This is a genomic window from Polaromonas sp. P1_F2, from assembly GCF_056405735.1.
The window spans coordinates 203,300-223,008 of record NZ_JBFUBN010000007.1 but is presented as its reverse complement, the minus strand read 5'-3'; the positions used below and the strand labels follow the sequence as shown (position 1 = coordinate 223,008).

The window sequence follows — 19,709 nt, the reverse complement described above, 5'->3', positions numbered from 1 at the left end:
TGGCGAAGGCGCGCGGCGCGCGGTGTTGAAGAAGTCAAAACACCGGATTGTGGGCAGCCGTTCTTATTTGGGGAACGACTGATTAGTTCGTTTTAAATCACTAAAACATCCTAAGGCTCGTGCTCGAGGGAATGCGGACCAGCCCTAGACCCGCGTCAGCATGCGCTTCGGCAGCCAGCCGGAGAAAGCGGGCAGCAGCGCGTTGATGCGCCGCACGGCCTCGTCCTGGCAGAACTGGCGCGCGACCAGCTGGAATATCTCCCCGCGCAACAGCCACAGCTGCTGAGCGGTGTAGGCCTCTTCGATGCGCCAGCGCATGCGCTCGCACATAGGCCCTTCGCATCGGTACAGCGCATCCTGGACCAGAAACCGCAAGGACTCCAGCTGCTGCCTGGGTGCTTCCTCGGCGCTCTCATGCAGCCAGCTGTGCAGCGACTTTTTCCATGCCATGGCGGTTTTCACTTGTGGATGGGCGCTGATGCGGCGGAAGATTCAAAAGGCCGGCGTTCAGCGCGCGAAGCGGCCTTCACGGTCCACGATGGAGAGGTCCGCGAACTCCAGGCCGGTATGGTCTTCGGGACCGAAGCTCACCTCCAGCCCGCCCAGGTCGAAACGCTTCATGCCTTCCAGGGCCGCCAGCAGCGTCTCGCGCGTGGGGTTCTTGCCGGCGCGCCGCAGGCCTTCCACCAGCACCTTGGCGGCGGCATAGCCTTCCAGGATGGCGGGCGACAGTGCGATCTTTTTGGCCTTGGCCAGTTCCGTGGCTTCCTGCACCATCGTGTAAGCGTAAGAACGCTCGGACGGATAGACCTGCGTGACGATGACGCCGCGCGCGTGCTCCCCCAGCGCCTTGACGAAGCCCGCCGATGCGTTGTTGGACAAGGTCACCACGCGCACGGACGTCTTGGCGGCGCGCAGGGCCTTCACCCCTTCGGCCACGGCGTTGGCCGATCCTATCCACAGCACGGCCTGCGCATCGCTTGCCAGGATGGGCGGGACGAGCAGGCTGTAGTCCGGCTTGCTGCGGTCGGCTTTGAGGACCACCGTGGGTTTCAGCTTTGCCTGCGTGAAGCCCTTGTTGGCGCCTTCCAGGCCGTCACGGCCGAAGGAGTCGTCTGCATGCACCAGCGCGATGCGCTGTATGCCCAGTGTGTGCAGGTGCTCGATGGCTTTCTCGGCTTCGCGCTGGTAGGTTGCGCGCACATTGAAGACATAACGGTTCACCGGCTGGTGCAGCACCATCGCCCCGGTGGAAGGGCCCACCAGCGGCATGTGGTTGGCCAGCAGCACCGGCAGCACGGCTTCGGTGGGGGGCGTGCCGCGCGTCAGGAACAGGGCGATCGCGCCACGCTCGGCCAGCTGCTGCGCGTTCTCGCTGGCCAGCTTGGGATCGAATTTGTCGTCCAGCGACACCAGTTCCAGCTGCCGGCCTGCGATCCCGCCCTTGGCGTTCACCGCATCCAGCCACAGGCGCGCACCCTCGGTGTTCTCCTTGACGCCTGCGGCGACGGGGCCGGTGAAACCGGCTGTCTGGCCGATCAGGATCTGCGCCTGCCCCGCGCCACACAAGACGGCTAATAGCGCCGCGACCCATCGTTTTGCGTTTTTCGTGTCCATTTGTTACCTTTCCGCCTAATTGAGCCGAACGATACGAAGGAGCACTCATAAGATCAAATACGAGATGGAAGGACTTTCAAGATAAAAAAAATATGGAGCAGCCCATGGATGCAAGCCTCAATCGTGTGGCCGTCGCAAGCTACTGTGTTGTTTTTAAAAGGGAAAACTCCTGGGAAACCCAGACAGGGGTGCTTGACGAGTGCCGCGATGCGGACCCATTCAGGTGCCATAACCGAGGTGGCCGTGCGGAGGCCGTAATTCGTTTCAATAAGTAACTTGGCGCGTGAGCAGGCATCAAAGCCGGCGCGCCGTCACCCCATGTGGACCTTGAACCGCGTCACTCCGGCCGCAGCATCGCCATCGTGATGCGCGAGACGCAGGTCAGTTCGCCCGCGTCGTTGTGCAGCTCTATCTGCCAGACCTGGGTGCTGCGGCCTATGTGCACGGGCCGCGTGATGCCGGTGACCCAGCCGCTGGTCGTGCCCTTGAGGTGGTTGGCGTTGATGTCCAGCCCCACGGCGCGGTGGCCTGCGGGCGCCGCAAAGGCCGCGCCGCAGGAGCCCAGGGTTTCGGCCAGCGCCACCGATACGCCGCCGTGCAGCAAACCATAGGGTTGCACCGTGCGGCGATCCACCGGGACTCGCGCGCGTATGAAGTCGTCCCCGACCTCGAGGAACTCGATGCCCAGGTGCGTCACCGCGGTATCGGCATTGGCGGCGGTGAGTAGTTCTACAGAGATAGGCTGCTTCCAGATGCGCATGATGTCGGGGTTCCACGGGATGTCGGTCTCCCGACTATACGGTTGCGGCCTACAAGAGGTGGGCAGCTTGTCGCCTCGGCAAGCGCCGCGCCGGGGCCTAAGCTGACAGGCATGAGAGACCTGCTTCGATGACACGCGCGAACAAGTGGCTGCTGGGACTGGGCGTCGCGGTGCTCGTGGTGGGCGCGGCGTGGGTCGCCCTGCTGCGCTGGCTGCCGTCCGACGAGGAGCTGGCCCGCCGCGCCTCGGTGGAGCTGGAGGCCCGGCTGGGCACCAAGGTGCGCGTGGGTGCACTGCACTGGCGTTTGTTTCCCTCGCCCGCGGTGGTGATGGAAGACGCCGCCACCGAGCAGCCCCAGCCCATCCTGATCAAAAAACTCACGGCCTATCCCGATGTGTTCGCGCTGTTGCAGCGCCGCATCAAGATAGACCGGGCCGACCTGGAGGGCGCGGTAGTCCCCCAGCTCTCGCTGCGCGGCCTGGGCAGCGGGGGCGAGAAAGACGAGGCGGCGGCCGAAGAACTGCCGCTGGCGCGCTTTGTGTTCCGCGACGTGACCTGGATCTCGCGGCGCGGCATTGCGGTGGTGTACGACGGAGAGGTCGACTTCGACCCAGGCTGGCGTCCGCGCAAGGCCGAGTTGCGCCGGCCGGGCTTCAGGCCGGCCACGGATCTGGCGCTGACCCGCCAGGGCCAGGAGGACCGCTGGGCCGCGCGCATCCATGTCGGCGGGGGCACGGCGGACGGCGAGATCAGGCTCGACTTCCGCGCCGGCGGCCGCATGCACCTGGAAGGTGAGCTGCAGCCGAAGGACGTCGAAGTCGAAAGCATGTTGGCCGCCTTCAACCGCCGCTCCATCATCGCCGGCAAGGCCTCGGGCGAAACCACGCTGTCGGCCAACGGCGATACGGTGGGAGAGCTGGCGCGGTCGCTGCACACGCAGACACCCTTCACCATCGGCAAGTCCACCTTGCTGCGCTTTGACCTGGACAAGGCCGTGCGCACCGCCGGCAAGGAGCACGCCGGCCAGACGCCGCTCGACTCGGTCACCGGCCGGCTCGATACGCAGAACACGCCGCAGGGCATGGTGGTCACGTACACGGACCTCAAGGCGGCATCGGGCTCGCTGACCGCGTCGGGCCAGGCCAAGGTCGCCAACCGCCGGATCGAGGCCGAGTTCGCCGTCGACCTGGTGGACGGCATTGTCGGCGTCCCGCTCAGCGTCAGCGGCCCGCTGGATAATGTCGCGTTCTCCGTGCCCAAGGGCGCCATCGCGGGCGCCGTGGTCGGCACGGCCGTATTGCCGGGCGTGGGCACCGCCATAGGCGCCCGTGTAGGTGCCACGCTGGGCAAGATCTTCAGCCCTGGGCCGGCGCCGCCCGCGTCCGCGCCACCGCCGGCCCGCGCGGCCAAGCCTCCCGCCAAGGCCCGTTGAGCACCTGGGAGGGGTGGATACCCTGTCCCGCCCCAATGCCTTTGCAAGCCCGCGCAGGCGGCAAACGCGTAAAATCGCCCCTGAATCCCGAGCGCCATTTGTAAGCCCTCGCTTTTGCACAGGCTCACCAGCGGCAACGATCCCGCACCATCCATCAAGGCCCTTGACATGCCACAGCAGCTACACGTCGTGCCCACGCCACTGGAACGAGCGCTTGACCAGAACGAGTCCGTGAAAGACACCGTGGAGCAGTCGGCCGCCGAACTGCTGGTGATCAACACGGTGCTCAAACAGGAAGTCCCGCCGCATGTGCAGACTGGCGACGTGGCCCAGGCACTGAAAAAAACCGACGCGCTGGAAACCCGCATCCAGGAATCCGCCGAAGACCTGGCCCAGGTCAACGAGGTGCTGGAGCAGCAGATCGATGAACGCGCCGACCTGGAGCGCGAACTCAGGGCCACCAAGGCCGCCCTGGCCAAGGCTACCGGCCAGTCTCCGGCACGCTAAGCGCGCAACACGCCGGGTCCTGCCCCGGCTTCGCGCCGTCACAGCGCAGTCATCGCTGTGTCATCCATTTGTCAGGGTTTCTACCTAGAATCGTTGAGAGTTAAACGATTTACCTGCTGCTTTGCGCGTCGCCGCGCCGAGTGGCGGGCCGTTTTTAGCCCGCAAGGCCGCACGGCCTTGTCCTCTCCGGCTTCACGGCCGTCCCCCTTTTGTTTTGGAGATTCGCGATGTTTCGCCGCCGCTTCCTTTCGTTCGCCCCTCAATTGACTGCCCTTGCCGCCGCTCCCGCTTTCATCCGCAATGCCTACGCCCAGGACGGCCTGACCGCCAAGGCCATCACCATCGGTTGCACGGGCGCGACCAGCGGCCCGCTGGCCGGTGTGGGCGCCGAACTCAAACAAGGCGTGGACGCCGCCATGGGCCAGATCAACGCCAAGGGCGGTGTGAACGGCCGCACGCTGCAGTTCCAGATGATGGACGACGCCTATGTGCCGCAGCGCAGCGCCGACAACGTCAAGAAGATGATTGGCGACGGCAGCATTTTTGCGCTGATGTCCTGTATCGGCACGCCCAACAACACCGCCATCGTGCCGCTGATTGAAGAGTCCAACCTGCCTTACGTCGGCCCGCGCTCGGGCGCTTCGTCGCTGCGCAAGCCCGGCATGCGCAACGTGTTCCATGTGCGCGCCAGCTATACCGAAGAAACCCAGCGCCTGGTGCAGCGCATCGTGAGCATGGGCATCAAGGACCTGGCCGTCGTCTACCTGGACAACGACTACGGCAAGGAAGTGTTGATCGACGTCAACCGCGCGCTGCAGGCGCAGGGTGCCAAGGCCGCGGTCCAGGCGGCACTGGCCGTTGACGGCAAGAACCTCAATGACGTCGTCGGCCAGGTCGTCGCGGGCAAGCCCGGCGCCGTGTTGCTGGGCACCGCCGGATCGGCTTCCGTCGGCCTGATTGCCGCGCTCAAGAAGGCTTCGCCCATGCTGCCCATTGCGGGCCTGAGCGTCACGCTGGCGGGCGACGGCATCAAGGCGCTGGGCGCGGCCGGTTCCGGCTTGGCGCTGACCATGGTGTTTCCCGATCCGTACCGCGCCAAGCTGCAGGTGGTCCGCGACTACCAGGCCGCGATGCGCGCCACCGGCCAGCAGGAGTTCTCGCCTGTCAGCTTTGAGAGTTACATCAACACGCTTGTCATGGCCGAGGGCCTGGAGCGCGCCGGCCGCGAGGTGACGCGCGCCAAGCTGCGCAATGCACTGGCCGGCCTGCAGAAGTTCGACCTCGGCGGGTTCAGTGTCGATTACGCTGCGCCGCCGTTCGCGGGCTCGAAGTTTGTGGAGCTCGGCGTGCTGGGCGCCGGCGGCCGTTTTATCGGTTAAATCCGCCACGCTGGGGTTAGAAAGGCCCGGCCGGTCCTATGGACTGGCCGGGCCTTTGCCATTTCCGCCCTTCGGCCGGACCAACGGCAGCGCGGCGTCGCCGAGCGGACAGGCCCGCGATGTGCAATCATTTAGACTTAAAGTATTCGGCCGCCACGCGGCCGTTGTCCTGTATGGGGTCCGCGCGGCCCCGTCTTTTCTTCGGCCCGCCTGGCCGTCCCCACTCCGGAGATTTTCGCGATGTTTCGCCGCCGCTTTCTTTCGTTCGCCCCTCAACTGGCCGCCCTCGCCGCCGCTCCCGCTTTCATCCGCAATGCCTACGCCCAGGAAGGCTTGAGCGCCAAGGCCGTCACCATCGGCTCTTCGGGTGCGCTCAGCGGCCCGCTGGCCGGCTTCGGCGCCGATCTCAAGCTCGGCGTGGAGGCCGCCATGGGCCAGATCAACGCCAAGGGCGGCGTGAACGGCCGCGTGCTGCAGTTCCAGATGGTGGACGACGCTTATGTGCCGCAGCGCACCTCGGACAACGTCAAAAAAATGATAGGCGACGGCAGCGTCTTCGCGCTGATGTCCTGCATAGGCACGCCCAACAACGCGGCCATTGTGCCGCTGATCGAAGAGTCCAACCTGCCCTACGTCGCGCCGCTGACCGGCGCCTCCTCACTGCGCAAGCAAGGCATGCGCAATGTGTTCCACGTGCGCGCCAGCTACACCGACGAAACCCAGCGCCTGGTGCAAAAGCTCGTGGGCATGGGCATCAAGGACCTGGCCATCGTCTACCTGGACAACGGCTTCGGCAAGGAAGTGCTGGCCGACGCCTTGCTGGCGCTGCAGGCCCAGGGCGCCAAGGCGGCCGCGCAGGTCGCGCTGGCCACCGACGGCAAGAACCTCAATGAGGTCGTGAGCCAGGTCAGCGCCGCCAAGCCCGGCGCCGTGCTGCTGGGCACGGCGGGCGCCGCCTCGGTGGGCCTGATCGCCGCGCTCAAGAAGTCCTCGCCCATGCTGCCGGTGGCGGGCCTGAGCGTCACGCTGACCGCCGACGGCCTGAAGGGGCTGGGCGCCGCGGCTTCGGGCCTGGCGTTGACCATGGTGTTCCCCGACCCTTACCGCGCCAAGTCCCAGGTGGTGCGCGACTACCAGGCCGCCATGCGCGCCATCGGCCAGCAGGAGTTTTCGCTGGGCAGCCTGGAGAGCTACGTCAACACCCGTGTGCTGGCCGAAGGCCTGGAGCGCGCCGGTCGCGACGTGACGCGCGCCAAGCTGCGCACCGCGCTGGGCAGCGTGCAGAAGTTCGACCTGGGTGGCTTCAGCGTGGACTACGCCCCCGCATCGCCCTTTGTCGGCTCCAAATTCGTGGACCTCGGCGTGCTTGGCGCCGCCGGGCGTTTCCTGGGCTGATCCCGCTACGGCATCCATGAAAAAGCCCCGGCTGGTCATGCACCAGCCGGGGCTTTTTTGATTGGAGCCACTTTAGAGCTTGCGATTCAGCAGCGCGTACAGCAGGATGGCGCCGAAGGTGGCCGTGCCTATGCCGCCCAGCGCGAACTGGCCGAAGCGCAGCGTGAAGTCGCCCGTGCCCAGCACCAGCGTGATGGCCGCGACGATGAGGTTTTTGTTGTCCGAAAAATCCACCTTGTTGTCGACCCAGATCTTGGCGCCGGCCACCGCGATCAGGCCGAACACCACGATGCTCACGCCGCCCATCACCGGCAGCGGGATGGCCTGGATCAGCGCGCCGAACTTGGGGCTGAAGCCCAGCACCACGGCGATCAGCGCCGCCACCACGAAGACGGCGGTCGAGTAGATCTTGGTCGCGGCCATCACACCGATGTTCTCGGCATACGTCGTCACGCCCGTGCCGCCCGCCGTGCCCGAGACCATGGTGGCCACGCCGTCGCCGATGAAGGCCCGGCCCATGTACTGGTCCAGGTTCTTGCCGGTCATGGCCGTCACCGCCTTGATGTGGCCCAGGTTTTCCGCCACCAGAATGATGGCGACCGGCGCGATCAGCAGCATGGCACTGGCACTGAATACCGGCGCCGTGAAGCCCGGCAGGCCGACCCAGGCCGCATTGGCGATGCCCGAGAGGTCCATCGGCTTGCCCAGCCCCAGGCCGTTGGTCAGCACCGCATAAATCACGCTGGCCGCGATCAGCCCGACCAGGATCAGCAGGCGCTGCACCATGCCGCGCGTCATCACAGCCACCAGGGCCACGCTGACAAAGGTCACCACCTGCATCCATGCGTCAAAGTTGCCGGCGGCCATGTTCTTGACGGGAATGCCCGCCAGGTTCAGGCCTATCACCGCCACCACCGCGCCCGTGACCACGGGCGGCATGAAACGTTCTATCCAGCCCGTGCCTATGGACTGCACGACCACGCCGATCAGCGTGTACAGCGCGCCGCAGGCGATGATGCCGCCCAGCGCCACGCCCAGGTTGGCGTTGGGCCCCTTGCCGGCATAGGCCGTGGCGGCGATCACCACGCCGATGAAGGCGAAGCTGGAACCCAGGTAGCTGGGCACCTTGCCGCCGGTGACGATGAAGAAGATCAGCGTGCCTATGCCGCTCATCAGGATGGCGATGTTGGGATCAAAACCCATCAGGATGGGCGCCAGCACCGTGGCGCCGAACATCGCGATCACGTGCTGCACGCCCATCACCGCGGTCTGCGGCCAGGGCAGGCGTTCGTCGGGGCCAATGACGCCGCCCTGTTGCAGGATCGCGCTGCTTTTTTCCGTCCAGTCCAGCATTCCCATCATGTCTCCTCTTTGTAAAAGTGAGGCAATGCTAGGGGGAATGTCGTCTGTGCACAAGGCTGACGCTCCTATTCCCTCTCCCCCTGGGAAAGGGTTAGGGTGAGGGCCGGCGGCCTTCAATCAAGCAAGGCGAAACACCAACGCCGCGAGCCCTCATCCCAGCCCTTCTCCCAGAGGGAGAAGGAGCGACCCCGGTCAGGCCAGGAAGGCGGCCACCTGCCTCAGCACCTCGTCGTCCTTGAGGATCTTGCGGTGGCCCAGGCCTTCGGTGGCCAGCAGGCGCGCGCCGGCGATCGCTTCGGTATAAGCCACGCCGTCGGCGAAGCGGTTGATGCTGTCCTGCCGGTCATGCACCACCAGCGTGGGCAGGTTGATGCGCGGGCCGACCGCCGCGGGCTCGAACTGCGGCATCAAAATGCCTTCCCGTGCCTCGATGCGCCGCTGCATGGCCGCGCGCGTGGATTCGCGCAGGCCAAATACGTGGGCGAACAGCCGCGTGTATTCGAGCGGCGAAGCAGGCGGCGCCAGTAGCACCAGCCGGCCAGCGGCCAGCCCGCGGCTGGCTGCATAAGCGCCGGCGTTCGCCGACAGCGAATGCGCCACCACCGCGCGCAGGGTGTGGCCCTGCTGCAGCAGCCGCGCCGTCACGTATTCCAGCACACGCGCGAACTGCGGCAGGTTGCTGACCGAGCCGCCGCTGCGGCCGTGCGCCGGCATCTCGACGATCACGGGACGCAGGCCTTGCGCGCTGAGCTGGTCGGCGAGCGCCAGCATCTGCCCGGCATGGCCGCCCCAGCCGTGCACCAGCAGCACGACAGGGCCGTGCGGCGCGACGGGGCGCGAATACAGCGTGAGGCTGGCATCCTCAAACGGCCATTGCTCGATGTGCCAGTCAGGGCTCCAGCCACGGCGGCGGCTGATCCACTTCGGTGGCAGCGGTGTGCCGAACAGGCGGTAGGCCGCACGCACGGCCAGTGCCGGCCACAGCTGCTGCGAGGCGCCCAGGCCCCAGCGGAAGATGCGCGTCAGTGGGCTGGCGTTGTAGAAGGCCGAGGTGGCCTGCAGGGAGGTGCGTGTCATGGCGTTATCCTCTTCTTTTCTTCTCTGTGGATGTCAGTACCAGATCCAGTCTTCGTTGCTGCGCGGCAAACTGCGCAGCGAAGCCAGAACCGCCGTCCCGGCGCGAACGCCAAGAAACACGCCTAAAGCAATGATCAGAATCAACATGATTTCCTCATTTATCCGCACAGTCGTGCGAAATTAAAAGTTACCCAAACACTGAAAAAGGCGTTGCCGCCCCTTTCGCCTTTTTTTGTCTCTTATTGGTTGGTGACTGCCTCGGTCTGGTAGCTCTTGATCAGGCGCTTCCAGGATGCCTGAGCCCGTTCGGCCGCGCGGGGGTCGCGCAGAAAACGGGCATCGTGCAGCATCCCCATGGCGATGCTGCTGATTTCCATGACCAGCTGCTCGGCGTCGGTGCCGTCCTTCAGGTGGCCGGCCTCCACGGCCTGCAGCACGGTGCGCCGCAACGCAGCGCGCCAACGGGTGATCTCGCTGAACAGTGCGTCGCGCAGTTCGCCTTCGCGGTCGTCCAGCTCAAAGGCGCCCGCAGTGTAAATGCAGCCCGACTTGGCCTCGACATCGCGCGTGCGCACAATCCAGCGCTGCACGATCGTCTCCAGCCGCGGCAAGCCCTTGGGCTGCTGCATGGCGGGCACAAACACATCGGCAATGAAGCGCCGGCCGAATTCTTCAATCACGGCCTTTTGCAAAGCCTCGCGTGAGCCGATGCGTGAAAACACGCCGCTCTTGGAAAGACCGATGCGGTCCGCCACAGCCTGCAGGGTGATAGCCTCCAGGCCGTCCGCCGCGGCCAGGTCAAGACCTGCGCCGATGATGGCGGCGCGGGTCATTTCGCTTTTCTGGGTTTTGGCGTCCATGGCGCGAATATTAGCACGATTGTGCGAAAGAGTAATCCCCTCCCGAAAACCCGGTTTTGGACACTTCTAGCAGGCGGCCACGCAATCGATCTCAATGTCAAAGTGGCCCGGCCAGGCGGGCACACAGACAAAGATCCGGGCCGGCGGGTCTTTGGGAAAGTACCGGGCATAAATCGTATTGACTGCCGCGAACTTCTCGACCGAGGTGCAATAGACGTTGCATTTGAGCACCTGCGCCAGCGAAGAGCCCGCCGTTTCCAGGCAGCGCTTCATCTGCTCCAGCACCAGCTCGGTCTGGCATTCAAGGGAGGCATTGATGACTTCGCCCGTGGCCGGGTCAAACGGTGGCAGGCCCGATACGTAAACGGTGTCGTCATGGCGCGTAACGACCGAGGTGGGCGCTTTCCATCGCTCCAGCCAGGTGGAAATGGGTTCGACGCGAATGATTTCTTTGGCCATGGCGATGCTCCGGGTGAGGTGTGGGGTACTGTTGTCTTTGTACCCCGCAAGGGAGCGGCCATGCTTCGCGCCAGGACGAAGCATGGATCTGCCGCTAACGGCGGCGCCTGGCAGGCGTGGCCGGCTTCTTGGGCAGCAGCCCCACAGCCGCCCTGGCCAGGGCATCGGCCTCGCGGTTGCGGTGGCGCGGGATCCACACCAGCCGCGCTGACGCGAAAGACCGCAACTCGGCGCGCACTTCGTCAAACAGTGCGGCCAGGCGCACAAAGGGCTCGAGGGCGGTCCCGGACAGGTGTTCCACGACCACGCTGTTGTCGCAGTGAACGACCAGCTCGGTGGCTCCACGCTGCCTGGCTTCCTGCAGCGCCGCCATCAGCGCGCGCAGCTCCGCCTCGTTGTTGCAGCCCCGGCCGTCCGCCTGGGTAGACAGCGAGTGCCGCGTGCCGTCAGGCGCCGTGAGCACCGCGCCCAGACCCATGCGGCCGGGGTTGGGCACGGCGCTGCCGTCGCAGTGGATCAGCCAGGGCTCGTTGTTCAACAGGCGCTTTCAGGCGGCCGTCTCCGCAAGGCCGGACGGCCTACTTCCAGCCCGGCAGTGCCGGTTCGCAGGCGGCTGCGGACGGGCCGGCCACGGCCGGTGAGGGAACCGACATCAGCCAGCCGCGCAGTGTCCTGATCACCTGGCGCTCGCACGCCTGGCTGAGGACCTGCGCCCGCTCCATCTTCTCGGCTTCGCCTTCGCGGTAGCGCACCGTGCGAAAGGCGGTCGCATCACCGGTCACGGGCGGCGCCGTCTCCTGCAGCGCCAGCGCCAGGGAATGCGCCAGCAGGCTTGCGCTCTCAGCCTTGAGTGCAGCGCCCGCGTCGTCCTTCCAGTACCTTTGCATGTCCGGCGCCATCCGGGGCTGCGACACCACGCGTACCGTGGACTGGTAAAGCGGTTTGTTCATCTCGCCGGGCGGGTATACCGACACGACGTTGTCCAGCACCAGGGCCCGCTGGTCCTGCGTCATGGAAAAGAAGGGCAGGCTTTCCACCACCCATCCCGTGCCGCGCGCCTGCGCCGGGCCGGCCAGCGTCTTGGCGCCGCCCCATGGCGTCTTGTCGAGGGCGGCTTGCATCAACTCCGTGTGCTTGTAGTCGTCCAGCACCGGCCGGTAAGGCCCTAGCACCATGTCCGCCTTGGCTTGCAGCGCCTGCTTCTGCCGGTCATTCTGGGAATCCGCCAGCAGGCCGTGCGTGATGATCGCCGCGATAAAGCCCCCCACGTGAGGTGCGGGATACATCATGCCTGCGCCCTGGCTACCGGCCGCATCCATGCTGGCCAGGCCCCGGTAAGCCACCGCCTCTTCCTTGGGCGAGAACAGCGACCACGAGACATCGGCCGGTATGGCATGGGCCGGCGACAAGCCCAGGCCCGCGAGGGCCACGAGGGCCGAACCGAGGAAACCTGTTTGCCGGTGTTTCATGGGCGCTGTTTCAATTGGCCAGCGGCCGGAGGAAATTGTCCTTGCCGATCTCCAGCGCCTGGTAGTAGGCATTGGTCAGGCCGGGGAACGCCGTGGGTTCGTCCCACTTGCCGTCGGCGCTTTTGGCCACGTACACCGGCAGGTACCACTCATAGGTATTGGTCGTGAGGTTGACCATATAGCCCGTGCCGCGCACAAGCGCCTTGGGGTCGCCGCTGGCGATGTAGCCCGAATAATTCCTGACGAAACCCACGGAGTGGACATCAAGCACCAGCAGGCTGTCGACGCCGTACTTTTGTTTGAATGGCGCGAAATTTTTGGCCGCGGCATTGGGGCTGGTTGAACTGGTGTCCAGCAAGGCGGTCATATCCAGCGGCTCATCGATAACGATGGCGTTGACTCCCTTCTGGCGCAGCGCGGCGGCCGCCTTGTCCTTCAGCCCCGGCAGGTCTTCCAGCGCCAGGGTGGCCGCGTGCTTGTTCAGGGTGGAGTTGGCCGCGTTGGCCGTGATGATGCAAAGCAGGCAAGCGGCCCCGTTGATATGCATTTCAGGTTTGGGCAACTGCGTCATGGCCACACCGACCCGCTGATTGTTTGACTTCAGCGCGGCCGGCGCAAAGCTCACCGGCGACTGGACCTTGGTGGCGCAACCCGAGAGGATCAGGGCGGCCGCGGCCCACATAAAGGCTGAAGAGCGAAAAAACATGAAACGTATCCAGGAGTTACAGACACTGGGAATATAAGCGACGGCCTGCCCGTCCGACTTGGTTTATGGTTGCGCCCATGTTCCAGATACGCCACTACCAGAACTGGCTGCAGGCCACACGCGGCCTGTCCTTCGACAACTACGATGCCTTGTGGCGCTGGTCGGTCAGCGACCTCGACGCCTTCTGGCAAAGCATCTGGGATTTTTTCGAGGTCCAGTCGCCCACGCCGCACACGGCCGTGCTGGGCCGGCGCAGCATGCCGGGGGCGGAATGGTTTCCCGGCGCGCAGGGCAATTACGCGCAGCAGGTGTTCCGCCATGCGGCCGCGGCCGAAGCGGCGGGCGTGCCCGCCATCCTGAGCCACGGCGAAGCCAGCCTGGCGAAGGGCGAGGCGGCGCACGAACTCGGCTGGGCCGAGATGCGCCGCCAGGCGGCCTCGCTGGCTTTGCACTTGAAGGCCCAGGGCGTGCAGCCCGGCGATCGCGTGGCGGCCTACCTGCCCAACACGCCTGAAACCATGGTCGCCTTTCTCGCGACGGTCAGCCTGGGCGCCGTCTGGAGCGTCTGCGCGCCCGACATGGGCACGCCCGCCGTACTGGACCGCTTTCGCCAGATCGCGCCCAAGGTGCTGATCGCCTGCAACGGCGTGCACTACGGCGGGCGCGACATGGCGCGCGATGAGGCGGTGGCCGAACTGGTCGCGGCCCTGCCCAGCGTCACGCATGTGCTCATCCACGAGATTCTTCCAGCCTTTGATCTGCCGGTCGGCCACGCGCGTTTCGCGCAGGCCGTCGCGCGCGACGATGCCCAAACCGCGGACTTCGAGCCGCTGTGGCTGCCCTTCGACCATCCGCTGTGGATCGTCTATTCCAGCGGCACCACCGGCCTGCCCAAACCCATCGTCCACGGCCATGGCGGTGTGGCCTTGGTGGGGCTGGCGCTGCTGCGCCTGCACAACGACCTGGCGCCCAGCCATGCCGACCCGGCGAACCCCGAGCGCTTTCACTGGTACAGCTCCACCGGCTGGATCATGTGGAATGTGCAGGCCGCCAGCCTGCTCAACGGCACGACCTGCTGCATCTACGACGGCAACCCGGCCGGCACGAACAAGGACAAGCCCGACTGGACCACGCTGTGGCGCTTTGTCGCGAACACCCGCGCGACCTTCTTCGGCGCGGGCGCGGCCTTCTTTGCGAACTGCATGAAGGCAGGGATCGACATTGCGCAATGTGGAGATTTGAGCCGACTCAGAACCCTGGGGACGACGGGCTCGCCGCTGAGCGAAGACACGCAGCGCTGGGGCACTGCGCAATTCGCAAAGATTGGAAACCCCAACATCTGGTGGTGCAATATTTCTGGCGGGACTGATTTCGCCGGCGCCTTCATAGGCGGCAACCGCGAGCTGCCCGTGGTTCCCGGCGAAATGCAATGCCGCATCCTCGGCTGCGCCGTCGACGCCTGGAACGACAAGGGCGAGTCCGTTGTCGATGAAGTCGGCGAACTGGTCTGCACCCAGCCGCTGCCTTCCATGCCGCTCTACTTCGTCGGCGACAAAGACAACCAGCGCTACCTGGCAAGCTACTTCGACACCTACCCCGGCGTCTGGCGCCACGGCGACTGGCTCAAGGTCACGCGCTCGGGCAGCTGCATCATCTACGGCCGCAGCGACGCCACCATCAACCGCCACGGCCTGCGCATGGGCACCAGCGAGCTCTACAGCGCCATCGAGGCGCTGCCCGAAGTGCTGGACTCCATGGTGGTCGACCTCGAATACCTGGGGCGCGAAAGTTATATGCCGCTCTTCGTTGTGCTGCGGCCCGGCCAGGTGCTCGATGAGGCGATGAAAGCCAAGCTCAACCAGGCCGTCAAGACCGCGCTGTCGCCTCGCTTCGTGCCCAACGACATCTTTGCCGTGCCCGAAATCCCGCGCACGCTATCCGGCAAGAAGCAGGAGTTGCCGATCAAGAAATTATTGTTGGGCCAGCCGCTGGAGAAGGTGCTGAATCGCGACGCGATGGCCAACCCCGCTTGCCTGGACTGGTACGTGGCCTTTGCGCAAAAACGTGCCGCAGGTGATCTGCGGGATTGAGCAGGGGGCTCACACCCGCGCGCGCAACCACTGCGCCAGGTCCGTCATGACCCGCAGGCCGACAGGCGACACCGCCGTGAAATGGATACAGGCATGAATCGCCTCCGGGTAATGCCGGTGCGCCACCTCCACGCCGGCCGAGGCCACGCGCTGTGCGAGGGCGTGGCCTTCGTCGCGCAGCGGGTCGTGGCCCATGGTGGCGACCCAGGTGGCGGGAAGGCTGGCCAGGCCGCCTGAGTCCAGCAAGGCAAAGTCTGGGTGCTTGGCCGCATCGGCCTGCTTGCCGAGGTAGCTGGCCATAAACCACTGCATCACATCCATGGTGAGAAATTTGCCTTCGTTCTCTGGATAGGACGCGCTGGGTTGGCTGGGGTGCTGCGCTACGGGATAGATCAGGCCCAGGGCACGGACGGCTTTCGCGTTCACGCGGCGCGATGCCACCAACGCGAGTTGCGCGCCGGCGCTGTCGCCGGCCACCGCGATGCGACCGGCGTCGCCGCCCAGCGCGGCGGGGTTCGTGAGCACCCAGCGCAAGGCGGCCTCGACGTCGTCCGGCGCGGCGGGGAAGGGATGTTCGGGCGCCAGCCGGTAATCCACCGCCACGACCAGCATGCCGCTGTGGTGGCACAGCGTGCGGCAGACCTTGTCATGGGTCTCCAGGTCGCCTATGACAAAACCGCCGCCATGTGCGTAGAGCAGCACGGGCCAGGGGCCTGGGGCGTCGGGGCTGTATGCGCGCAGGCACAGCGGGCCGCCCGGTCCGGGGAAGCTGATGTCTTTTACCTTCCCGATGGCCGGGGCCGGCAGGCCCAGTGTGTCGGCAAGTTCGCGGTACACCTGCCGTGCGATGGCGGGGGGCAGGCTTTCCAGGGGCGGGTTGCCCTGCGCGGCGGCCTGGGCGAGAAAGCCGGCCAGGCCAGGATCCATATCGGCCGTTTCCAGCACTGGCTTCACAACAGCATTCATTCGGGAGTCTCCTCGTGGGTGGGTCATGTGGTCATCTAATTAATTTGCCGTCGCGCGCGCGCATGCCGATCTCGACATGGTCCGATGCGTGGTGCCGCTCCCGGCCGAACGAGAGCCTGAAGCCGCCCAGGTCCAGTGCGCCAAGGCTTTCAATCGCCTCGCCGAGGCGCTGGCCGTCGGCGCGCGGGCCGGCACGGCGCAAGGCTTCCGTGCAGACACGCAGGTTCAGGTAGGACTCCAGGCCTTCGAAGGTCATCGCCTCGGGGCCGATGAAATCGTCGGCATCGCGTTCCAGTTCACGCACGATGGGCAGGCGTGCCACCTCGGGATTCGGCACCACGCTGGTGTAGCCCACCAGCCGGTTGCGAAACAGCCGTGTCAGCTGCGTGAGCCCGGCCGTCGACAAGGTGGCGACGGTGGACGGCACGCTGTCATAGGCCGAGGCCGGAAGCCGGCCCAGCGCATCCAGCACCTCGTTACCCAGGTTGAGGACCAGCGCTTGCGGCGCGGCCTTGGCCACGTCACGGAACGCGGCTTCGATGGACGCCAGGCGCGCGTCGGCCGTGATGCGCGTGACCTGGCGGCCGTCGCGCTGCAAGGCAGCCATCAGCGCCGCGGTGCGCGCCGGCTCGGAATCGTCGGCGAGTACCGCCACCCGGGTGACGCCTATGGACGCCAACTGGCGTGCCAACGCATCGGCCTCCCGCGCATCATCCGGCCGCAGGCTGAAAACATGGCGGACATCGGGAGAACGCAATGCCGAAGCGCCCGACATCGGTCCGACCAGCGGCACGCGAAGTTCGCGCGTGGCCTGGGCGGCTTCAAGGCAAGCCCGCTCGCCCAGGCAATTGGCGATCAGCACCGCCTTGTGCCGGCTCACCAGGGTGCGCAGGTTGGCCGCCACACGCCTGGGGTCGCCGCCGTCATCCAGCGTCACCAGCTCGATGGGTCGCCCGGCAATTCCGCCCGACGCGTTGATGCGCTCCACATGCGCGCGGGCACCGGCCAGCACACGGTTGGCGACCGGAAAACCCGCGCCGGTGAGCGGCAGCGACTGGCCGATGACCAGTGCCTCGGGCGCGGCATGGCTTGCCGCGGCCGCGCATAGCAGCATCGCCGCCGCAAGAAGCCTGCGCGTGTGGCGGGCCAGCGTGTCGCTACAGCGGCTCATACCGGCACTCGTGCATCGATCGGCGTGGGCAGGGCTACTGCCGGCCGCAGCAGGAAATACCCGAGCGCAGGCAGCAGCACCAGCGCCCCTACCATGTTCCACACAAACATGAAGGCCAACAAGATGCCCATGTCGGCCTGGAACTTGATCGGCGAAAAAGCCCAGGTGCCGACGGCCAGAGCCAGCGTGATGCCGGTGAGCAGCACGACGCGGCCAGTGAACTGCAGCGCGTGGTGGTAGGCCTCGGACAGGCTGGCGCCTTCACGCATGCGGGCCAGCGTGATGCTGAGCACATACAGCGCGTAGTCCACACCTATGCCCACACCCAGCGCGATCACCGGCAGCGTGGCGACCTTCACCCCCATGCCCAGGCCCACCATCAGCGCTTCGCACAGGATCGAGGTCAGTACCAGCGGCAGCACCGCCACCACCACCGCACGCCAGGAGCGGAAGGTGATCCAGCACAGGATCACCACCGCCGCATACACCCACAGCAGCATCTCGCGCATGGCCTTGCCCACCACGATGTTGGTGGCCGCGTCTATGCCGGCGCTGCCAGCCGCCAGCTTGAAGCTCACGTCGGGCGTGTTGTTGAAGGCCGCGAAGCGCTCCACGTCGGCCACCACGCGCGCCAGCGTCTCGGCCTTGTGGTCTTTCAGGTAGACGTAGAGCGCCAGGAATGAACAGCTCTGGTTGAAGAGCTCGCGCGGCGCCCGCGTCTGCACGCCGCCCAGGGCGCCTTCGTTGGGCAGCAGTTCAAACCACTTGAAGTTGCCCTCGTTGTAGCCCACCATGGCCAGCTTGGACAGCGCGGCCATGGAGTTGGTGGATTCCACCCCGGGCAGTTGCTCCAGCTGCCAGGCCAGGGCGTCCACCTTGGCCAGCGTGCCATAGGCCGTGCACTTATCCGCGGGTGTGGTCACCATTACGGTCAGGATGTCGGCGCTGGCCGCGTAGTGGGCGATCTGATAGGCGTTGTCCTGGTTGTAGCGCGAGCCGGGCCGCAACTCGGAGGCGCCGGGATCCAGGTCGCCGATTTTTAAATGCAGGCTGGCGGCATAGCCACCCGCGGCCATCAGAGCCGCAACCACCACCGCCGCCGTGGCCCAGCGCTTCTGCGTGAAATGGTCCAGCAAGGCCCACAGCCATGAACGTTGCGTCCCTTGCGAGGTTTCCTGGCGCAGGCTGCGCGCCGCCGCTGCGGGCGCCACACCCACATAGGACAGCAGGATGGGCAGCAGCACGAGGTTGGTGAAGATCAGCACCGCCACGCCTATGCTGGCGATCAGGGCCAGGTCCTGGATGACCTTGATCTGGATGATGACCAGCACCGCGAAGCCCACGGCATCGCAGAGCAGCGCGGTCAGGCCCGCCACGAAGAGGCGCCGGAAGGTGTAGCGCGCGGCCACCACCCGGTGCGTGCCGCGCCCTATGTCCTGCATGATGCCGTTCATCTTCTGTGCGCCGTGGCTCATGCCGATGGCGAACACCAGGAAAGGCACCAGCACCGAATACGGGTCGAGCTCGTAGCCCAGCAGCGCCAGCAGGCCGAACTGCCAGACCACCGCCACCAGCGAGCAGGCCACCGCCAGCGCCGTGCTGCGCTTGCAGCGCGTGTAGCCGAACAGCACCACCGTGGTGATGGCCAGGGCCAGCAGGAAAAACAGCAGCACCTGGTGCAATCCTTCGATGAGGTCGCCCGCCACCTTGGCGAAGCCGGTCACGCGGACCTGCAGCGTGTCGCTGCCGTATTTGGCGCGCAGGACTTCGATCTGCCGGGACAGCTCGCCGTAATTCAGCGCTTGCCCCGTCTCGGGGTTGCGGTCCAGCAGCGGCACGAACACGATACTGGACTTGAAGTCGCCCGCGACCAGCTGGCCGATCTCGCCCGAACGCTCGACGTTGGCGCGCAAGCCGGCCAGGCTGGCGGGCGAACCGTCGTAGGCATCGGGGATCACCGGCCCGCCGTCCAGGCCTTCCTCGGTCACGGCCACCCAGCGGGTATTGGAGGTCCACAGCGACTTCATGAAAGGACGGTCCACGCCGGGCAGCAGGAAGATCTCGTCATTGATCTTCTGCAGCGCGTCGAGGTAGGCCTTGTCGAAGATCGTGCCCTGCCGGGCCTGCACCACCAGCCGCAGCGCATTGGCCTGGCCGCCCAGGTCGCTCTTGTGCGCCAGGTAGTTGACGATGTAGGGGTGGCCCGTGGGAATGGTTTTTTCAAAACTGGCGTTCAGCCGCAACTTGGTGGCCTGCCAGCCCAGCAACAGGGTGAGCAGCACGCACACCGCCATGACCCAGGGCCGGTGGTTGAAAAAAGCGCGCTCAAGCAGCGTGCCCGAGCGCGTGTCGAAATCTTCAAGCCGCGCGACAACGGGTTGGGTGGAGGAGGATGAATCGGCGTGCATAAAGTCTTGCCGCGTGCGCGGCGCTGGTCTCCGGAGGTTCTCTTCTTTTT

The 19,709-nt window shown here is 65.9% G+C and carries 18 protein-coding genes; 5 read left to right on the top strand and 13 right to left on the bottom strand.

Features of this window, described 5'->3' with window-relative positions:
* Window positions 1-144: 144 nt before the first annotated feature.
* From AC1D0O_RS15925 to AC1D0O_RS15915, 3 genes are all read right to left on the bottom strand, one after another.
* The gene (locus tag AC1D0O_RS15925; protein WP_477654481.1) at window positions 145-450 is read right to left on the bottom strand and encodes a hypothetical protein; all 306 of its coding nucleotides are present in this window, start codon (window positions 448-450) and stop codon (window positions 145-147) included.
* 57 nt (window positions 451-507) lie between these two features.
* Window positions 508-1,617, bottom strand: coding sequence for an ABC transporter substrate-binding protein (locus AC1D0O_RS15920; RefSeq protein WP_477654480.1), 1,110 nt, complete (start codon window positions 1,615-1,617; stop codon window positions 508-510).
* 337 nt (window positions 1,618-1,954) lie between these two features.
* The gene (locus tag AC1D0O_RS15915; protein ID WP_477654479.1) at window positions 1,955-2,377 is read right to left on the bottom strand and encodes a hotdog fold thioesterase; all 423 of its coding nucleotides are present in this window, start codon (window positions 2,375-2,377) and stop codon (window positions 1,955-1,957) included.
* Window positions 2,378-2,505: 128 nt separating this feature from the next.
* Between AC1D0O_RS15915 and AC1D0O_RS15910 the strand changes: the two genes are divergently transcribed.
* From AC1D0O_RS15910 to AC1D0O_RS15895, 4 genes are all read left to right on the top strand, one after another.
* Window positions 2,506-3,810, top strand: a complete 1,305-nt coding sequence (locus tag AC1D0O_RS15910) for a hypothetical protein (protein ID WP_477654478.1) — start codon at window positions 2,506-2,508, stop codon at window positions 3,808-3,810.
* Between the two features lie 168 nt (window positions 3,811-3,978).
* Window positions 3,979-4,317 (top strand): hypothetical protein, encoded by a 339-nt coding sequence (locus tag AC1D0O_RS15905; protein WP_477654477.1) that lies wholly within the window; start codon window positions 3,979-3,981, stop codon window positions 4,315-4,317.
* 227 nt (window positions 4,318-4,544) lie between these two features.
* Window positions 4,545-5,696: an ABC transporter substrate-binding protein gene (locus tag AC1D0O_RS15900; protein WP_477654476.1), complete on the top strand. Its 1,152-nt coding sequence runs from the start codon at window positions 4,545-4,547 to the stop codon at window positions 5,694-5,696.
* Window positions 5,697-5,936: 240 nt separating this feature from the next.
* Entirely contained in the window at window positions 5,937-7,091 is a 1,155-nt protein-coding gene (locus tag AC1D0O_RS15895; RefSeq protein WP_477654475.1) for an ABC transporter substrate-binding protein, read from the top strand.
* 72 nt (window positions 7,092-7,163) lie between these two features.
* On the opposite strand, the gene AC1D0O_RS15890 is transcribed toward AC1D0O_RS15895, so the two are convergent.
* The 7 genes from AC1D0O_RS15890 to AC1D0O_RS15860 all read right to left on the bottom strand — a co-directional run bounded on the left by AC1D0O_RS15890 (window position 7,164) and on the right by AC1D0O_RS15860 (window position 13,024).
* Window positions 7,164-8,450, bottom strand: a complete 1,287-nt coding sequence (locus AC1D0O_RS15890) for a solute carrier family 23 protein (RefSeq protein ID WP_477654474.1) — start codon at window positions 8,448-8,450, stop codon at window positions 7,164-7,166.
* 195 nt (window positions 8,451-8,645) lie between these two features.
* On the bottom strand, window positions 8,646-9,530 hold the full coding sequence (locus tag AC1D0O_RS15885; protein WP_477654473.1) for an alpha/beta hydrolase: 885 nt from the start codon (window positions 9,528-9,530) through the stop codon (window positions 8,646-8,648).
* A 239-nt stretch (window positions 9,531-9,769) separates the two neighbouring features.
* The gene (locus tag AC1D0O_RS15880; RefSeq protein WP_477654472.1) at window positions 9,770-10,390 is read right to left on the bottom strand and encodes a TetR/AcrR family transcriptional regulator; all 621 of its coding nucleotides are present in this window, start codon (window positions 10,388-10,390) and stop codon (window positions 9,770-9,772) included.
* 66 nt (window positions 10,391-10,456) lie between these two features.
* Window positions 10,457-10,849, bottom strand: coding sequence for a RidA family protein (locus AC1D0O_RS15875; protein WP_477654471.1), 393 nt, complete (start codon window positions 10,847-10,849; stop codon window positions 10,457-10,459).
* 94 nt (window positions 10,850-10,943) lie between these two features.
* The gene (locus AC1D0O_RS15870) at window positions 10,944-11,387 is read right to left on the bottom strand and encodes a ribonuclease HI family protein (protein ID WP_477654470.1); all 444 of its coding nucleotides are present in this window, start codon (window positions 11,385-11,387) and stop codon (window positions 10,944-10,946) included.
* A 40-nt stretch (window positions 11,388-11,427) separates the two neighbouring features.
* A complete protein-coding gene (locus tag AC1D0O_RS15865) occupies window positions 11,428-12,318 on the bottom strand; it encodes a hypothetical protein (protein ID WP_477654469.1) in 891 nt (296 codons plus the stop codon).
* A gap of 10 nt (window positions 12,319-12,328) precedes the next feature.
* The gene (locus tag AC1D0O_RS15860; protein ID WP_477654468.1) at window positions 12,329-13,024 is read right to left on the bottom strand and encodes a hypothetical protein; all 696 of its coding nucleotides are present in this window, start codon (window positions 13,022-13,024) and stop codon (window positions 12,329-12,331) included.
* A gap of 77 nt (window positions 13,025-13,101) precedes the next feature.
* Here AC1D0O_RS15860 and AC1D0O_RS15855 point away from each other — a divergent pair, with 77 nt between their 5' ends.
* Window positions 13,102-15,114: an acetoacetate--CoA ligase gene (locus tag AC1D0O_RS15855; RefSeq protein WP_477654467.1), complete on the top strand. Its 2,013-nt coding sequence runs from the start codon at window positions 13,102-13,104 to the stop codon at window positions 15,112-15,114.
* 9 nt (window positions 15,115-15,123) lie between these two features.
* Here the strand turns inward: AC1D0O_RS15855 and AC1D0O_RS15850 are convergent, their stop codons facing one another.
* Genes AC1D0O_RS15850 through AC1D0O_RS15840 form a run of 3 tightly spaced genes read right to left on the bottom strand, consistent with a single transcriptional unit; the run spans window position 15,124 to window position 19,659 of the window.
* Entirely contained in the window at window positions 15,124-16,080 is a 957-nt protein-coding gene (locus AC1D0O_RS15850) for an alpha/beta hydrolase (RefSeq protein ID WP_477654466.1), read from the bottom strand.
* A 31-nt stretch (window positions 16,081-16,111) separates the two neighbouring features.
* Window positions 16,112-17,251 (bottom strand): ABC transporter substrate-binding protein, encoded by a 1,140-nt coding sequence (locus AC1D0O_RS15845; RefSeq protein WP_477654465.1) that lies wholly within the window; start codon window positions 17,249-17,251, stop codon window positions 16,112-16,114.
* The gene (locus tag AC1D0O_RS15840; protein ID WP_477654464.1) at window positions 17,248-19,659 is read right to left on the bottom strand and encodes an efflux RND transporter permease subunit; all 2,412 of its coding nucleotides are present in this window, start codon (window positions 19,657-19,659) and stop codon (window positions 17,248-17,250) included. The genes AC1D0O_RS15845 and AC1D0O_RS15840 overlap by 4 nt, the downstream gene beginning before the upstream one ends.
* Between the last annotated feature and the right edge of the window lie 50 nt (window positions 19,660-19,709).

Excerpts from the sequence above, each read along its gene's own strand:
- AC1D0O_RS15910 (WP_477654478.1), top strand. The coding sequence starts at position 2,506 with ATGACACGCGCGAACAAGTGGCTGCTGGGACTGGGCGTCGCGGTGCTC.
- AC1D0O_RS15885 (WP_477654473.1), bottom strand. The coding sequence starts at position 9,530 with ATGACACGCACCTCCCTGCAGGCCACCTCGGCCTTCTACAACGCCAGC.
- AC1D0O_RS15920 (WP_477654480.1), bottom strand. The coding sequence starts at position 1,617 with ATGGACACGAAAAACGCAAAACGATGGGTCGCGGCGCTATTAGCCGTC.
- AC1D0O_RS15900 (WP_477654476.1), top strand. The coding sequence starts at position 4,545 with ATGTTTCGCCGCCGCTTCCTTTCGTTCGCCCCTCAATTGACTGCCCTT.
- AC1D0O_RS15915 (WP_477654479.1), bottom strand. The coding sequence starts at position 2,377 with ATGCGCATCTGGAAGCAGCCTATCTCTGTAGAACTACTCACCGCCGCC.
- AC1D0O_RS15890 (WP_477654474.1), bottom strand. The coding sequence starts at position 8,450 with ATGGGAATGCTGGACTGGACGGAAAAAAGCAGCGCGATCCTGCAACAG.
- AC1D0O_RS15840 (WP_477654464.1), bottom strand. The coding sequence starts at position 19,659 with ATGCACGCCGATTCATCCTCCTCCACCCAACCCGTTGTCGCGCGGCTT.
- AC1D0O_RS15860 (WP_477654468.1), bottom strand. The coding sequence starts at position 13,024 with ATGTTTTTTCGCTCTTCAGCCTTTATGTGGGCCGCGGCCGCCCTGATC.
- AC1D0O_RS15905 (WP_477654477.1), top strand. The coding sequence starts at position 3,979 with ATGCCACAGCAGCTACACGTCGTGCCCACGCCACTGGAACGAGCGCTT.
- AC1D0O_RS15855 (WP_477654467.1), top strand. The coding sequence starts at position 13,102 with ATGTTCCAGATACGCCACTACCAGAACTGGCTGCAGGCCACACGCGGC.
- AC1D0O_RS15865 (WP_477654469.1), bottom strand. The coding sequence starts at position 12,318 with ATGAAACACCGGCAAACAGGTTTCCTCGGTTCGGCCCTCGTGGCCCTC.
- AC1D0O_RS15925 (WP_477654481.1), bottom strand. The coding sequence starts at position 450 with ATGGCATGGAAAAAGTCGCTGCACAGCTGGCTGCATGAGAGCGCCGAG.
- AC1D0O_RS15850 (WP_477654466.1), bottom strand. The coding sequence starts at position 16,080 with ATGAATGCTGTTGTGAAGCCAGTGCTGGAAACGGCCGATATGGATCCT.
- AC1D0O_RS15895 (WP_477654475.1), top strand. The coding sequence starts at position 5,937 with ATGTTTCGCCGCCGCTTTCTTTCGTTCGCCCCTCAACTGGCCGCCCTC.
- AC1D0O_RS15880 (WP_477654472.1), bottom strand. The coding sequence starts at position 10,390 with ATGGACGCCAAAACCCAGAAAAGCGAAATGACCCGCGCCGCCATCATC.
- AC1D0O_RS15845 (WP_477654465.1), bottom strand. The coding sequence starts at position 17,251 with ATGAGCCGCTGTAGCGACACGCTGGCCCGCCACACGCGCAGGCTTCTT.
- AC1D0O_RS15875 (WP_477654471.1), bottom strand. The coding sequence starts at position 10,849 with ATGGCCAAAGAAATCATTCGCGTCGAACCCATTTCCACCTGGCTGGAG.